The organism is Sphingobium sp. WTD-1, from assembly GCF_030128825.1.
Taxonomy (GTDB): domain Bacteria; phylum Pseudomonadota; class Alphaproteobacteria; order Sphingomonadales; family Sphingomonadaceae; genus Sphingobium.
In genome coordinates this window covers 1784149-1800057 of sequence record NZ_CP119127.1, presented here as the reverse complement: position 1 = coordinate 1800057, position 15909 = coordinate 1784149, and the positions used below count along the sequence as shown (strand labels likewise).

Sequence of the window (15909 nt, the reverse complement as noted above, 5' to 3'; positions counted from 1 at the left end):
CTCGACGCGACTGAAAGGGAAGCCGATGTCCTCTGCCCCGCCCGTTGCCTGGCATGCGTTGCCGCCCGAAGAGGCGCTGGCAACGCTGTCCGTCGAAGCGACCGGGCTGGACCAGCGCGATGCCGAGGCCCGGCTGCGGCGCTATGGCCCCAACGCTCTGCCCGAAGCGCCGCGCCAACATCCGCTGCTGCGATTCCTGGCGCATTTCAACAGCGTGCTGATCTATTTCCTGCTGGGTGCGGCGCTGATTGCGCTGCTGCTGAATCACGGCATCGATGCTGCCGTGATCCTGGCCGTGGTGCTGGTGAATGCGGTCGTCGGCTTCATCCAGGAAGGCAAGGCCGAAGAAGCGCTGGGCGCGATCCAGGATATGATCGCACCGCACGCCATGGTGCTGCGCAGCGGCGAACGGCGGGTGGTGGCGGTTCCCGATCTGGTGCCGGGTGACATCGTGCTGCTGGAAGCGGGCGACCGGGTGCCGGCCGACATCCGGCTGCTGCGCGCCCGCGGCCTGCTGATCGACGAGGCGGCGCTGACCGGCGAATCGGTCGCGGCGGAAAAGCATCAGACGCTGATCGCCGCCGACGCCGGCATCGCCGACCAGAGCAACATGGCCTTTTCCGGCACGCTGGTGGCCGCCGGCCAGGCGACCGGGCTGGTGGTCGAGACCGGCAGCCATACCCAGATCGGCCGGATCAGCGGCATGCTGAAGGCGGTCGAGGTCGGCAAGACGCCGCTGGTGCGGCAGATCGACGATTTCGCCCGGCTGATGACCTGGTCGGTACTGGTCGGCGCGGTCGTCCTGTTCCTGTTCGCGGTGCTGGCGCGCGGCTTCCACTGGATCGATGCGCTGATCGCGATCGTCGCCCTGTCCGTCGGCGTCGTGCCGGAAGGACTGCCCGCCGTCATCACCATCACGCTGGCGATCGGCGTGCAGCGCATGGCCGCACGCCAGGCGGTGATCCGGCGCCTGCCGGCGGTCGAGACGCTGGGCGCTACCTCAGTCATCTGCACCGACAAGACCGGCACGCTGACCCGCAACGAGATGACGGTGCGCCATCTGCTGCTGCTGGGCGGCGACCTGCATGTCAGCGGATCGGGCTATGCGCCGGTCGGCGCCTTCACGGTTGCGCAGGGAGAGGATGACGCCCAGGCACTAGCCGACGCCGCGCCAATCCTGCGCTGTGGCCTGCTGTGCAACGACGCTTTGCTGCGCCACGCGAATGACGGCTGGACGGTACAGGGCGACCCGATGGAGGGCGCGCTGGTGGCGCTGGCGATGAAGGCGGGGCTGAGCGCCGACCATGTGCGCGACGAATGGCCGCGGATCGACGAAATCCCGTTCGACGCCGCCTATCGCTTCATGGCGACGCTGCATCGCGCGCCTGATGGCAGCAGCGCCATCTTCATCAAGGGTGCGCCCGAAGCGGTGCTGGCGATGGCCGGCGCGGAGGCAGCCACCTGGGACGCACGGCTGTCGGCCGCCGCCGACCGGGGCGAGCGCCTGCTGGGCTTTGCGGTCAAGCGGATCACGGGGGCGCCCGACCGGATCGGCTTCGACGATCTGACTATCGGGATCGAGCTGCTGGGGCTGATGGGCTTCATCGATCCGCCGCGCGACGAGGCGCGGCAGGCGATCGCCCAGTGCCGGTCGGCCGGCATCGCCGTCAAGATGATTACCGGCGACCATGTCGGCACCGCCATCGCCATCGCCCGGCAACTGGCGCTGGACGATGATCCCCAGGCGATGAGCGGCGCCGAGGTCGAGGCGCTTGATGATGAGGCGCTGGCGGCGCGGGTGCGCGATGTTGATGTGTTCGCCCGCTCCTCCCCCGAGCACAAGCTGCGCATCGTCCGCGCGCTCCAGTCGCACGGGCTGGTCGTCGCCATGACCGGCGACGGCGTCAACGACGCGCCTTCGCTGAAACAGGCCGATGTCGGCACGGCGATGGGGATCAAGGGCACGGAGGCCGCCAAGGAAGCGGCCGAGATGGTGCTGCTGGACGATAATTTCGCGTCGATCGTGGCAGCCGTGCGCGAAGGGCGCACCGTCTATGACAATATCCGCAAGGTCATCAGCTGGACCCTGCCGACCAATGGCGGCGAGACGCTGGCGGTGGTGATCGCGATCATTGCCGGCTTTGCCCTGCCGATGACGGCGACGCAGATATTGTGGATCAACCTGGTGCTGACGGTCACGCTGGGGCTGGTGCTGGCGTTCGAGCCGACCGAGCCGGGAACGATGGAGCGGCGGCCGCGTGCCGCCGGCGCACCGCTGCTCTCCCCCTTCCTGCTGTGGCGCATCATGCTGGTATCGGTGCTGATGGGGGCGATGGCGCTGGGGATATTCTTCTATGCCCAGCATGTCGGCCACGACATCGACACCGCCCGGACTATGGTGGTCAACATGCTGATCGTGGGCGAGATATTCTATCTGTTCAATGTGCGCTTCCTGCACATGCGATCGCTGACGCTGCGCGGCGCGATGGGCACGCCGATCGTGCTGGCGGCGATCGTGGCGGTGGTGATCGCCCAGCTGCTCTTCACCTATGCGCCGTTCATGCACGATATTTTCGACAGCCGGCCGCTGTCGCTGACCGACGGGCTGATGTTCATCGGCCTGGGCGCGGCGATGTTCGCCGTGCTGGAACTCGAAAAGCTGGCCGCCCATCGGCTCGCCTGGTTCGAGGATATCTGACCGCCATTATCAACCGTCCAACCGCCGCAGAAGAAGGAGGAAATCATGCCGACGACCATGCGAGCCGCGATTGCCAGAACGTTCAAGGCGCCGCTGACGATCGAGGAGATAGCGATACCCGAGCCGGGGCCCGGCGAGGTGCTGGTGAAGATCGCCGCCAGTGGCGTGTGCCATACCGATCTGCACGCGATCGATGGCGACTGGCCGGTGAAGCCGACCCTGCCGCTGATCCCCGGCCATGAGGGCGTGGGCCATGTGGTGGCGCTGGGCGCGGGTGTCACCGACCTGAAGGAAGGCGACGCCGTCGGCATCCCTTGGCTGCATGATGCCTGCCGCGCCTGCGAATATTGCGAGACCGGCTGGGAAACGCTGTGCGAGCGGCAGCATAATACCGGCTACAGCGTCAACGGCACCTATGCCGAATATGCGATCGCCAGCGCGCCCTTTGCCGGCCGCCTGCCCGACACTGTCGATTTCGTGACGATGGCGCCGATCCTGTGCGCGGGCGTCACCGTCTACAAGGGGCTGAAGGAGACCGAGGCGAAGCCGGGCGAATGGGTGACCATTTCCGGCGTCGGCGGGCTGGGCCATGTCGCCGTGCAATATGCCAAGGCGATGGGCCTGCATGTCATCGCGCTGGACATTGGCGAGAGCAAGCTGGAGCTGGCCCGGTCGCTGGGCGCGGACCTGGCGCTGGATGCGCGAGCCGACAATGTCATAGCGGAAGTGCAGAATGCGACCGGCGGCGGCGCCCATGGCGTGCTGGTGACGGCGGTGTCGCCCCCCGCCTTTGCCCAGGCGATCGCCTGCACCCGCCGGCGCGCGACCGTCAGCCTGGTCGGCCTGCCGCCGGGCAATTTCCCGACGCCGATCTTCGACGTGGTGCTCAAGCGCGTGACCGTGCGCGGATCGATCGTCGGCACCCGGCGCGACCTGGCCGAAGCGATCGCCTTCGCGGTCGAGGGCAAGGTGAAGGCGCATGTCACGCCCCGGCCGTTCGACGAGGTCAACGCCGTGCTGGACGAACTGCGCGCCGGCAAGGTGGACGGGCGCATCTCGCTCACCCTATGACGGGCAGGTGATGGCCGGGCGCGGGCGGTGCATGCCGCCCGCGCCGCCGATCAGCGGCGCGCTTCGAAGATGGAGATGCGGCGCGGCTGGCGCGGCTGCACCGCCTGGCCCAGTTCGCGTTGCAGCATCGCCAGCATCCAGGCGCGGTGCCGGGCGATGAATTCGGGAAAGCCCTCCGCCCTGGCCGGGTCGAACACCGGCACCTGCCAGTCGGCGGGCTGATCAAGATAGGGCGGGATCACGTCGCCCGCCGCCTCGGCCGGCAGGTCGACATGGCTGCCCCAGTAACGATTGTCGCGGAAGCGGATATATTGGGCCGGGGCGAAGCCCGCCTTGATGAGGTAATCGGGGCCTGACCGGCCGCTTTCGCTGCCATAGCGAGCGGTGCCGGCCACCTTGAAGTCATTTTCGACGATGCGGACATCCTGCGCCCAGCCATCCCAGTTGGTCGCCACCACCATCTGCACATCCATGCCCTTGCCGACATGAATCACATTCTTCTCCACCAGCACGTCGGAGACATTACCGGCGAGCTGGAAGATACGCAGCGCGTCGTTGCGGCTGACATTATAGCGCGCGACGGTGCCGCGATTGCCCAGATTATCCTTGTCGTTGCGGCCGGGCGAACAGATCAGCAGGAAGCCGCCGGCATTGTCGTGGCTGTAATTGTAGAGCAATGTCGTGCGGCGCGAATTGAAGTCGCTGTCGAAGCCCTGCCCGTCATAGCGGGTGCGGGTATAGGCGGCCTCGTTGAGCTGGATCAGGCTGTTGTCGGTGCTCCACTGCCAGATGCCGGCATTATAGCCGGGCGCACGGGCACCGGCATAGCGCACGATATTATGTTCGATCAGCGCGCCGTCCGTGCCGCGCGGGACGATGCCGTCGCCGCCAATATCCTCGACCAGATTGTCGCGGATCACGATCTTTTCGCTGGGGAACCAGTCCTTCGCGCTGATCCGGTCGGCGATGCCGGCAATGCCGGACCGGTCGACCTTCCAGACGATATTGCGTTCGATCACCAGATCCTGGAAGCGGGTCGGCAGCTTCTTGCCGGTCGCGCTGAAGACGATGCCGCCATTATCCTTGCGATCATTCACGCCGCGCACGTCATGGATATACATGTCGCTGATGCGGATACCGCGCGTCACGCCCCGGTCGATCGCCGAGACCAGCACGCCGAAACGCCGGGCCGGGGCGGGATTGTCGTTGGTGACTTCCAGCCCGCTGACGCTGACATATTCTGCGTTGATGACGCCCACGCCATGGGGAGAGACGCCGCCGGCGTCGATGCGCGGCCGTGCGCCAGCGCCGAAGGCGGCGACGCTGATCGGCGCGCCGGAACGGCCCGATCGGGTGATGGTCAGCGGCTCCTGCCAGCGCGATCCGGCCATCAGCAGCACCTGATCACCCGGCATCAGCGGATAGTCGCGCACCCGCGCCAGGCTGCGCCAGGGCTGGTCGGCGGTGGTGCCGGCGGCGCGATCATTGCCGGTGGCGCTGTTGACATAATAGGTCGTCGCCTGCGCCGCCGATGTCGCACCCGCAGTCAGGACCAGGAAAGGCAGGAAGATTGTCAGCGCCCGGCCATGCCGGCTTTTACCCATGATCATATTGCGCGCCATTCTATCGGTCGCGCGCTGAATGCAAGGTGAAGTCGCCTCAGCCGGGCGTGCGGCAGGCCTGGCGCAGGTCGATTTCCAGTGACGGCGCGCTATCGGCGGGGAGCGCGATGCCCTGCGCCTGCGCCACCCGTTCGATGATGCCGCCGCCGCCCGGCAGGGCTTCGGCCTGCGCATAGGCCGGGTCGGCCTCCGCCTGCGCGAGCGGGATATAGCGCGCGCCGGCGGCGTCGAGCCGGGCCATGACATCGGGCAGGGTGTCGGCGGTCCAGGCGCCGACATGGAGCAGCAGCACATGCGGGATCGGGCGGCCATGGACGCGCTGGGCATTGGCCTTTGCCCGCGCGATCGCCTGATCGACCACGGCCAGATAGTGGCGCTTCATCGCCGCGATCATGCGATCGTCGTCCTGCGCGCGGCAGCGGGCATAGGCGTCGCTATAATCCCAGTCCTCGAAAGCCAGGCTGACGCTGGCAATGCGATAGCCGCGCTGTTTCAGAAAGGCGGCGGCGCCGTCATGGCGGGTCACATCCTTGCCGCTCGACAGGTTGGGGAAGCGCAGCCAGTGCCAGTCCCCTTTCCCCATATGCTGTTCCAGCGCCGGCTCGCCCGCGACCACATCCGCCTGCCAGGCGTCGAGCGAGGGTGCGCCGTCGAGATTCAAATGGCTATAAGTGTGGTTGGCGAGCGAATAGCCGGCCTTGCGCCAGAGCGTCAGTACCGCCTCCGACGCCGGATCGTCCGCCAGTCCGCGCGCATTGACGAAGCCATAGGCCTGCGCGACATGATGCGCCTTCAGGGTCGCGAGGAAGCGGCGGGCGATATCGGCGCGGGTGGTGCCGGGCGGCAACTGGCCATGGGCGGGCAGATCATCGACCGTGATCGCGACATCGAACCGGGGCGGATCGCCCGCCTGCGCCGCCGCCGCGCTGCCCAGCAGCAGGCAAAGGGCCATGGCCCGCTTGATCATCTCCGCCTCTCCCGCTGAATGTCCGCAGCGGTCCTAGCCCGGCCGCGCGGATCATTCGAGCAGTTTCAGCACATCCTGTTGCCGGGCATTGGCCTGGGCCAGCATCGCCGTTGCCGCCTGCGACAGGATCTGGCTCTTGGCGAGGGCGGTGGATTCGGTGGAGAAGTCCGCATCCTCGATCCGCGAGCGGGCATCGGTGAGGTTGACGATATTGGTGTCGAGCTGGCTTGAGATGGATTCCAGCCGGCTCTGCGCCGCGCCCAGATTGACGCGGGCGGTCGAAATCTGCGCCAGCGCCGCGTCGATCACCGCCAGCCCCTGCTGCGCGGTCACGCCGATCTGGGCGTAGGATTTATAATCGGAATCGGTAAAGGCGACATAGCCTTCCGGGTCCATCCAGCCGGTGCTGCCCAGATCATTGGTGCGATGGACGGCGGCCACGCCGACATCATAGTCCAGTGTCAGGTCGATATTGCTGATGCCCACGAAGCGCATCGTGCCGTTCACCGCAAGGTCGGTGCCCAGCAGGGTGAAATCGTCGCTGTTGCTGCGCAGGGTCGGCAGGGTGATGGCGACATTGTCCGTCGCATTGGCGCCCGCCTGGACATTGATGACGGTGCTGCCTGCACTGTGGTCGAGTTCGTTGCGATAATACACATAGCCGTTGAAATCGAGCAGATCGCCATCCGCATTATAATCGCGGGCCGCCGTCCCTTGCGCCGTGTTCGAAAACAGGTTCACGCCGTTGAATTCGCTATTCTGCAGCAGCGCGTTGATATGGGCGACGGTCTGGTCCATTTCGGTCTGGAGTGCGGCGCGATCCTCGGGCCGGTTGACGCCATTGGCCGCCTGAAGCGTCAGTTCGCGCATGCGCTGCAGGCTGTTCTGAACCTCACCCAACACGCCTTCGGCGGTCTGGGTCAGCGATATGGCGTCGGCCGCGTTGCGCTTGGCCACTTCCATGCCGCGCAGCTGGCTGGTCATGGTCTGGGCGATAGCCATGCCGGCCGCATCATCCTTGGCCGAATTGATCCGCTTGCCGGTCGACAATTTCTCGCTTGCCTGGCCCTGGGCCTTGGTGGCCGCCTCGATCGCCCGCTGCGCGCGCAGCGCCGCGCTGTTGGTTCCGATCACGCTCATGGGATGTCCTCCATCCATGCCAGGCAGGAAGATCCCGGCGTCTGTGGGACCGGGCGACGCGGGTCGCAATGCGCCGCCCGGCAACCGAAAGGCGTTGCCCCCAAACGGTCCAGCCCGTGATGGCGGCGCGGCAGCCCCCGGCCTATCCGGTTAATTCCCGGATAAGATTGAAACGGCAGGGAATTTCCCGGCTTGGCAGGCGGGTGATCCGGGCTAGGACAGGGCCATGGCCACCATGTCCCCCATGAGCGCCCAGCCGCACCCTTTCCGCCTGGAGGCACGCGCCATCGACTGGCGGCTGGTGGCGCTGCTGCTGGCCTATCCCTTCGCGTTCAAGCTGGCGCATATGGCGGCCAGCCCGTGGGGCGGCGCCCATTTCTTCAGCCTCTGGTATCCCGCCGCCGGCGTGCGGCTGGCGCTGCTGTGGCGGATCGGCGCGCGCTACACGCCGGTCCTGATGATCGAGGAATGCGTGATCCAGTCGCTGACCGGGACAATCCTGCCGGGCGGCCCCGAATATCTCAATCAGTTGGGTGGGGTAGCACGCGCGCCCGTCGCCTATGGCCTGATGATCGCACTGGCACGCTTCATCGAGCGGCGCAGCCGGTCGGAGCTGGCGATCGCGCCAATGCCCTTCGGCCTGGCCGCGGTGCTGGCGCCGACCCTCGCCTCCTTCACCGCCGGTTTCTGGGAATGGCAATGGCCCGGCGTGTCGAGCAGCCTGCCGACCCAGCCGGTGGCGACCACGATCGCGGCCTTCCTGGTCGGCGATCTGCTGGGCGTGCTGCTGGTCGCGCCGCCCCTGCTGTGGATCGACACGCGCGACGAAGGGACACGGCGGCTGATGCCGATCGGCCGCGGCCGCGCGATCGAGGCGGCAAGCGTCTTCGCCTTTGGCTGGCTGCTCGCCTGGGGTCTGGCACGGGTCGAGCCGCAGATCGCCATCACCCCGGTGCTGATCGGTGCGATCTGGGCGGGGCTGCGCTGTGGCCGGCTGGGCGCCTGGATCGCGATCATCCTGTCGGCCGCGATCATCCTGCCCTGGTCGGCGCCATTGTCGGCCAGCGCCACCCGCTTCGCGCTGCACATGGGCCTCGCCGCCATGGCGATCGCCACCTATCTCGCCGGCAGCTTTGCCGAGGCGCAAATCCGCGCCCGCGAGGATATCGCCCGGCGCGACCGCATCCTGTTCCAGGCCGAACGGCTCAAGACGCTGCGCGCCATGTCGGTGGCGATCATCCACGAGATCAGCCAGCCGCTATCGACGCTGGCGATCGAGACCCGGCATCTGTCCGCCCTGTCGCGCGATCCGCAGCCCGACCCGACGGAGATGCGCGAGAGCATCGAGCTGGTCGATCGCAAGGCGGCTTTGCTGGCCGACATGGTGCGACGGTTGCGCAGCTTTGGCGGACGCGCCGTCGACGAGCCATCGCCGATCATCGTCGGCCAGATGCTGCGCGACTGTGCCGGCATGGTCGGCGGCGAGGCGCGCAGCCTGGGCTGCGCCATCAGCCTGCCGCCGATGGATGCGCGGTTGCGGGTCACCGGGCATGAGATCGAACTAACCCAGATATTGCTCAACCTGCTACGCAACGCGATGCTGGCGGCACCCGGATCGACCATCGAGATCGGCGTGGAAAGCCGGGCCGATCAGGTGACGATCCATGTCGCCAACCCGGTTCCTTCCCCCTCCCCCGACTATGGCGGCATGGGCATCGGCCTGCTGGTGGCGCGTGCCATCGCCGACGCCCATGGCGGCACGCTGACCCGCGACATCGCGCAGGGCCGCGCGCGCGCCAGCCTGTCCCTGCCCCGCACGGAACCCAGCCATGACTGACCCGGCCGATCCCGCCATCATCCATGTGGTCGATGACGATCCTGATCTGGGCCGGGCAGTGGCGCGGCTGCTGGGCCGGCACGGCTATCGCACCCAGGCGTTCGACACGCCCAAGGCCATGCTGGCAGCGCAAGCCGACGAGCCAGCCCATTGCCTGGTCACCGACGTGATGATGGCGGACATGGACGGCTTTGCCTTTGCCGAGCGGATGCGGGCGCAGGATCCGGCGGTGGCGATCATCTTCATGACCGCCTGGCCGACCACCAGCAGCGCGGTGGATTCGGTGCGCCGCTATGGCGGGCTCGACTATCTGGAAAAGCCGATCGACGAGGGGCGGCTGCTGACGGCGGTGGCCGAGGGCGCACGCTGGAGCCGGCAGCGGCGCGGGGCGCTGGCCCGGCTGGCGCCGCTGACCCCGCGCGAGCGCGAGGTGCTGCACTGCCTGGCCCAGGGGATGAGCAACAAGATGGTCGCCGCCGCCCTGTCGCTGAGTCCCAAGACGATCGAGGACCATCGCGCCGCGATCGTCGCCAAGACCGGCGCCAGCAGTCCCGCCGCGCTGATCGCCCTGGTGCGGGAGGCGAGCGGCACCGACCGCTAGATTGTCTTGTTGTGCGCGGCGATGGTCGGGCTATCTAGGCCGATGATCGATCCCCGCGCGCTTCGCACCTTCCTCGCCGTCTGCCGTGCCAATTCGATCAGCGGCGGCGCGCGGCTGCTCAACATCTCCCAGCCATCGGTGTCCAATGCGATCGCGCAACTGGAACAGTCGGTCGGCGCGGCCTTGTTCGCCCGGTCGCGCAGCGGCATCAGCCTGACGCCGGAGGGCGAGGTGCTGCTGCGCCGGGCGGAGGCGGTCGACAGCCTGATCAGCGGCGCGGAGGAGGAATTGCGGCTGGCGCGTGCGGGCGTGACCGGGCCGCTGCGCGTCGGCGGCACGCCGGGCGCCCTCGTCAGCCTGCTGCCCGACGCGGTGCGCCGGCTGGAGGACAAGATGGGCCATTTCGCGCTGCATGCGGTGGAGCGGCCCGACCATGACCTGGCCGACATGCTGCACCGGGGCGAGATCGAGCTGGCCTTCGTCACCACGGGGCTGGAGGAGCCGCCCGAGGGGATCGAGGAAATCACCTTCGCGCAGGATCCCTTCGCGCTGGTGGTCGGGCGCCGCAACGACCATCTGCCGGCCGAGGTGTCGCTGCGCGACATGATGGCCAGGCGCTGGGTGCTGCCGGAGGCGCGCGGCGCCTTCCGCCGGCAGATCGACGCGCTGTTCATGGCGGCGGGCGTGCCGGTGCCGCAGGACGTGATCCGGTGCGACTCCCTGCTGACGACCAAGGCCATGGTGCGGAACAGCAGCCGGCTGACCATCCTGCCGATGAAGGTGGCGGCGGCCGAACTGTCGATCGGCGTGCTGCGCGCGATCGCCATTCGCGAAGCGACCTTCCAGCGCAGCATCGGCATCCGCAAGCTGAAGGATGCGCGCCTGTCGCGGCTGGGCGAGGCGCTGCTGGACATCATGATCCATAGCTCCAAGCTATGACGTTCCCAAAAATCATTATTATTCTTGCGTATAAATTCGGCGCATAAGGGCATTCAACAAGAGACTTCGGGAGAGCCCTCGTGCGGCAGCTGATCCGCAATATTGCGATTTTCGACGGGACCGGCAGTGCGCCCTTCCCCGGCGCGGTCATGATCGAGGGCGATCGCATCGCCGACATTCTGCGCGACGAAGCCGCGATCGATGCGGCACAGGCCGACATGGTGATCGACGGCCAGGGCGCGACGCTGATGCCCGGCATGGTCGATGCCCATACCCATCTGACCTGGGGCAGTTCGGTCGAGAAAATCTATCATCAGTTCATCCTGCCGCCCGAGGAGCTGAAGGTCGCCGCCTGGCGCAATGCCCGTGTGCTGCTCGACCATGGCTATACCAGCCTCTATTCGGCCGGCGCGCTGGGCGATCAGATCGAGCCGGAACTGGCCCGCGCCATCGCCGCCGGCGAAACGCCCGGCCCGCGGCTGGTGCCCTCCACACTGGAGCGCAGCCCGGAAGGCGAGGAAGGGGTCGAAACCGGCGATGTGTTCAACGGGCGGGGGCCCGAAGCGATGCGCGCCTTCGTCGCCTATTGCGCGGCGGAGGGCGTCAAGTCTCTGAAGCTGGTGGTTTCGGGCGAAGATGCGCTCAAGCCCGGATCGTCGCAGGACATACTCTACACCGACGCGGAAATGATCGCGGCCGGCGAAGCGGCAAAGGAGGCGGGCCTGTGGATCGCCACCCATGCCTATAGCCCCCGCGCCATCAATCTGGCGCTCGAAGCGGGTGCCCGCATCCTCTATCATTGCTCCTTTGCCGATGACGCGGCGATCGACGCCATGGCGGCAAAGAAGGACGCCATCTTCTACGCCCCCGGCCCCGGCGTCTCCGTCGCCGCGCTGGAGGCCAATCCGCCGCCCCATATCAATATGGCGTCGATGAAGGCGAGCGCGGCCGAGCGGCTGGAACTGGAAAAGACATTGGTGCCCAAATTGAAGGCGCGCGGCGTGCGCGTGCTGCCCGGCGGCGACTATGGCTTCCCCTTCAACCCCCATGGCCGCAACGCCCGCGACCTGGAGCATTTCGTCACCTATTATGGCTTCACCCCGGCCGAGGCGCTGCATGCCGCCACGACGCTGGGCGGCGAGTTGATGGACCTGCCGGTCGGTCAGGTGAAGCTTGGCTATCTCGCCGACCTGCTGCTGGTCGAGGGTAATCCGACGAAGGACGTCCGCTTGCTGCAGGATGCGGCCAATATCAAGATGATCATGCTAGGCGGGCGGATGCATAAATCCCCCGTGCCCGAGCCCCTGACGGTCTGACCGGAAAGACGCTTTCATGTTCGACGTTGCGATCATCGGCTGCGGGCCGGTGGGGGCCTTTGCGGCCAATTTACTTGGGAAAACCGGCGTCTCGGTCCTGGTGATCGAGCGTGAGGCCAACCCCTATCCCCTGCCCCGCGCGGTCCATCTGGACCATGAGATGATGCGCCTGTTCCAGTCGGCCGGCGTCATCGACCGGGTCGCCCCGGACATGCGCGATACCGAGGGGCATCTGCATGTCGGCGCCGATCATGGCGTGATCCGCTACATGGGCACGGTCGGCCGTCCCCGCCCCTATAGCTGGTCCAACGACTATTTCTTCTACCAGCCCGAACTGGAAGACCATCTGCGCGATGCGCTGGACGTCTATCCCAATGTCGAGCTGTCGCTGGGCACCGCGTTCGAGGCGCTGGCGCAGGACGAGGACGGCGTCACGCTGACGCTGCGGTCGGACGCCGGCGAGGAACAGGTGCGTGCCCGCTATGTCATCGCCTGCGACGGCGCGCGCAGCGCGGTGCGCAAGGCGCTCGACATCGGTCTCGACGATCTGGATTTCGAGGAACCCTGGCTGGTGGTTGATGCCGAGGTAGACGGCCCGATCCGCTTCCCCGACCTGTGGGGCGTGCCGCAAGCGGCCGACCTGCAGAAATTGTCGGTGATGATGTGCGATCCCAAACGTCCGGCCACCATCGTGCCGGGGCGCGGCAATCACCGTCGTTGGGAATTCATGCTGCTGCCCGGCGAAGACGACCAGGCGATGATGCAGCCAGACGCCGTGGCCGCGCTGGTAGCCCCTTATCTCGACGGCGTGCCGCACCAGGTGGTGCGCGCCGCCACCTATCGTTTCCATGGCCTGATCGCCGAGCGGTGGCGGCAGGGCGGCGTCTTCCTGGCCGGCGATGCCGCGCACCAGACGCCGCCCTTTTTCGGCCAGGGCATGTGCCATGGCCTGCGCGATGCCGCGAACCTGGCCTGGAAGCTGGAGCTGGTGCTGGCGGGCAAGGCGCCCGAAACGCTGCTCGACAGCTATCAGCCAGAGCGCGATCCCCATGTCCGCGCCGTCATCTCCGCCGCCGTGGGCGCGGGCCGCTATATCTGCGTGCTCGATCCCGACGCCGCGGCCGCGCGCGACCATCAGCTGCGCGAAGCCGCCAAGGGCGCGCAGAGCGGCACCGCCGCCGACCTGATCCCCGCCATCGCCACCGGCATCGTCGCCACCGGCACAAAGGGTGCGGGCGAGCGCTTCATCCAGCCGCGCGTCGGCGACCGGCTGCTGGACGACGTGACCGGCGATGGCTGGCGCCTGTTCACCCGCCAGCCGGTTACGGGCGGCGACGTGACCGTGATCGATGTCGCGGACCTGGGCGATGACGGCCATGTCGCCGACTGGCTCGACGCGCGCGGCGCCGACGCCGTGCTGGTCCGCCCCGACCATTATGTTTTCGGCACCGGCAAGCCCGCCGATCTCATCGCCCGGCGCGATGCGCTGATCGCCGGCACCGCCCGGCAGGAGATCGCGGCATGACCCTATCGCTCGCCCAGGCCCGCGTCATCCTTGACGCCGCGCTTTCCAAGGCACGCGCCGATGGCGCGCAGCCGCTGGCCGTCATCATATTGGATGCCGGTGCCCATCCGGTCGCTTTCGCGCGCGAGGATGGCGCCAGTCTGTTCCGTTTCGACATCGCGAAGGCCAAAGCCGCCGGTGCGCTGGGGATGGGCGCGGATACGCGGGTGCTGGCCACCCGCGCCGCGTCCAACCCTGTCTTTTTCCAGAGCATCGCGGCGGCCACCGGCCAGATGGCCTTTTCGCCGGGCGGCGTGCTGATCCGCGATGCAGACGGCGCGCTGATCGGCGCGGTCGGCATCAGCGGCGACACCGGCGAATGCGACGAGGCCTGCGCCATCGCCGGCATCACGGCCGCCGGCCTCTTCCACGGAGACAGAAAATGAAGCTGCGCAGCATCGAACTGGCGCTGCCCCATGCGGGTGAGGCTGCCGCCTTCCTGACCGACATCTGGGGCATGGCCCCGGCAGCGCGAGAAGGCGAGACCCATTATCTGCGCGGGTCGGGCAGCTATCCCTATCTGGTCGCGCTGGCGGAATCGGCCGACGCCTATGTCCGCTCCACCACCTTCGTCTGCACCGCCGAGCGGCTGGAGCAGCTGAAGCGCAGCGTCACCGCCGCCGGCCTGCCCGCGACGCCGACCGTGTCGGACGATCCGGGCGGCGGCCATGGCATCATCGTCGAACTGGCCGAGGGCGAATTGCTGCGCTTCCTGGTCGACGCCGAGGAAGTCGCGCCGATCGCGGGCGCCGACCTGCCGGTAAAGCTGACCCATGTCGTCTTCAACAGCGCCGACGCGGAAGCGACCGGCCATCTGGTCGAGGACGCGCTGGGCTTTCGCGTGTCGGACCGGACCAAGGGCATGGTGTTCGTGCGCTGCAATGACTCGCACCATTCCACCGCCTTCGCCCGCGCCGGCTTTTCCAGCCTCAATCATATCGCCTTCGAAATGGCGGACATGGATGCGGTGATGCGCGGCATAGGCCGGTTGCGCGATCATGGCATGGTGCCTGCCTGGGGGCCGGGCCGCCATGGTCCGGGTGCCAATGTCTTCGCCTATTTCATCGCCCCCTTTGGTCCCGTCATCGAATTTTCGACCGCCGTGGAAAAGGTGGCCGAGGATTATCAGGCCGGCGCGCCGGAGGACTGGACCTGGCCCGAAGGCCGGATCGACCAGTGGGGCATGTCCGACAAGGATTTCGCCGGCCTGCGCGCCGCCGAAGAGAAATTCCGCCATCGCCGCGACTGGGATGCCCAATCGCTAGACCTGATCAACGAGGAACAAGCCTGATGCGCTATGTCAGTTTCCGCCGTCCCGACGGCACCCCCAGCTTCGGCCGGATCGCGGGCGAGACGATCGTCGAGCTGGCGACCGATGCGGCGCCGAGCCTCAAGGCCGCGCTGACCGACGGCAGCCTGTCGGGCCTGGCCGATGGCGCATCCTATGCCGCCGCCGATGTCGTGCTGCTGCCGGTGATCCCCGATCCCGCCAAGATCCTGTGCGTCGGCCTCAACTATGCCGAGCATGTCAAGGAAACCGGCCGCGAGCAGAAGGCGCATCCCGCCATCTTCGTGCGCTATGCCGACAGCCTGATCGCCGATGGCCAGCCGATGGTGAAGCCGGCCGTGACCGAGCGTTTCGACTATGAAGGCGAACTGGCGCTGGTGATCGGCAAGCCCGCGCACAAGGTCGCGGCCGCCGACGCCTGGGACTATGTCGCGGGCTATGCCGCCTTCAACGATGGCAGCGCGCGCGACTGGCAGCGCCACAATATCCAGTTCACGCCGGGCAAGACCTTTCCCGGCACTGGCGGCTTCGGCCCGGCGCTGGTGACGCCCGATGAGATTGAAGACCTGCAGGCGCTGCGCGTCCAGACCCGCCTCAATGGCGAACTGGTGCAGGACCAGCCGGTCAGCGACATGATCTGGGATATTCCCACGGTCATCGAATATGTCACCGCCTTCACGCCCTTGAGCCCCGGCGACGTGATCGCCACCGGCACGCCCGGCGGCGTCGGCGATAAGCGCACCCCGCCGCTCTACATGAAGGCCGGCGACAAGGTCGAAGTGACCATCGGCACCATCGGCACGCTCAGCAACCGCATCATCGACGAACAATAACAATCATCAACCCGCATACCGGGGGAGGACAGA

13 protein-coding genes are annotated in these 15909 nt (G+C 67.4%); 10 read left to right on the top strand and 3 right to left on the bottom strand.

Annotated elements, in window-relative coordinates; genetic code table 11:
- Positions 1-25: 25 nt before the first annotated feature.
- A complete protein-coding gene (locus tag N6H05_RS08930) occupies positions 26-2698 on the top strand; it encodes an HAD-IC family P-type ATPase (protein WP_284113538.1) in 2673 nt (890 codons plus the stop codon).
- Between the two features lie 45 nt (positions 2699-2743).
- Positions 2744-3769: a zinc-dependent alcohol dehydrogenase gene (locus N6H05_RS08925; RefSeq protein ID WP_284113537.1), complete on the top strand. Its 1026-nt coding sequence runs from the start codon at positions 2744-2746 to the stop codon at positions 3767-3769.
- 50 nt (positions 3770-3819) lie between these two features.
- On the opposite strand, the gene N6H05_RS08920 is transcribed toward N6H05_RS08925, so the two are convergent.
- The 3 genes from N6H05_RS08920 to N6H05_RS08910 are packed head-to-tail and all read right to left on the bottom strand — an operon-like array spanning position 3820 to position 7498.
- Entirely contained in the window at positions 3820-5379 is a 1560-nt protein-coding gene (locus N6H05_RS08920) for a right-handed parallel beta-helix repeat-containing protein (RefSeq protein ID WP_284113536.1), read from the bottom strand.
- A 49-nt stretch (positions 5380-5428) separates the two neighbouring features.
- Positions 5429-6358: a polysaccharide deacetylase family protein gene (locus N6H05_RS08915; RefSeq protein ID WP_284113535.1), complete on the bottom strand. Its 930-nt coding sequence runs from the start codon at positions 6356-6358 to the stop codon at positions 5429-5431.
- 51 nt (positions 6359-6409) lie between these two features.
- Positions 6410-7498: a flagellin N-terminal helical domain-containing protein gene (locus N6H05_RS08910; RefSeq protein ID WP_284113534.1), complete on the bottom strand. Its 1089-nt coding sequence runs from the start codon at positions 7496-7498 to the stop codon at positions 6410-6412.
- A gap of 226 nt (positions 7499-7724) precedes the next feature.
- On the opposite strand from N6H05_RS08910, the gene N6H05_RS08905 reads away from it, so the two are divergent.
- From N6H05_RS08905 to N6H05_RS08870, 8 genes are all read left to right on the top strand, one after another.
- A complete protein-coding gene (locus N6H05_RS08905) occupies positions 7725-9335 on the top strand; it encodes a sensor histidine kinase (protein WP_284113533.1) in 1611 nt (536 codons plus the stop codon).
- On the top strand, positions 9328-9936 hold the full coding sequence (locus N6H05_RS08900) for a response regulator transcription factor (protein WP_284113532.1): 609 nt from the start codon (positions 9328-9330) through the stop codon (positions 9934-9936). Before N6H05_RS08905 ends, N6H05_RS08900 begins: the two co-directional genes overlap by 8 nt.
- A 42-nt stretch (positions 9937-9978) precedes the next feature.
- Complete coding sequence (locus N6H05_RS08895) at positions 9979-10875, top strand: LysR family transcriptional regulator (protein WP_007708624.1); 897 nt, start codon at positions 9979-9981, stop codon at positions 10873-10875.
- A gap of 80 nt (positions 10876-10955) precedes the next feature.
- On the top strand, positions 10956-12191 hold the full coding sequence (locus tag N6H05_RS08890; RefSeq protein ID WP_284113531.1) for an amidohydrolase family protein: 1236 nt from the start codon (positions 10956-10958) through the stop codon (positions 12189-12191).
- 16 nt (positions 12192-12207) lie between these two features.
- Positions 12208-13716 (top strand): bifunctional 3-(3-hydroxy-phenyl)propionate/3-hydroxycinnamic acid hydroxylase MhpA, encoded by a 1509-nt coding sequence (mhpA, locus tag N6H05_RS08885; RefSeq protein WP_284113530.1) that lies wholly within the window; start codon positions 12208-12210, stop codon positions 13714-13716.
- The gene (locus N6H05_RS08880; RefSeq protein WP_284113529.1) at positions 13713-14141 is read left to right on the top strand and encodes a GlcG/HbpS family heme-binding protein; all 429 of its coding nucleotides are present in this window, start codon (positions 13713-13715) and stop codon (positions 14139-14141) included. Before mhpA ends, N6H05_RS08880 begins: the two co-directional genes overlap by 4 nt.
- On the top strand, positions 14138-15046 hold the full coding sequence (locus N6H05_RS08875; RefSeq protein ID WP_284113528.1) for a VOC family protein: 909 nt from the start codon (positions 14138-14140) through the stop codon (positions 15044-15046). The genes N6H05_RS08880 and N6H05_RS08875 overlap by 4 nt, the downstream gene beginning before the upstream one ends.
- Positions 15046-15876: a fumarylacetoacetate hydrolase family protein gene (locus N6H05_RS08870; protein ID WP_037520124.1), complete on the top strand. Its 831-nt coding sequence runs from the start codon at positions 15046-15048 to the stop codon at positions 15874-15876. Before N6H05_RS08875 ends, N6H05_RS08870 begins: the two co-directional genes overlap by 1 nt.
- The last annotated feature ends 33 nt before the right edge of the window (positions 15877-15909 follow it).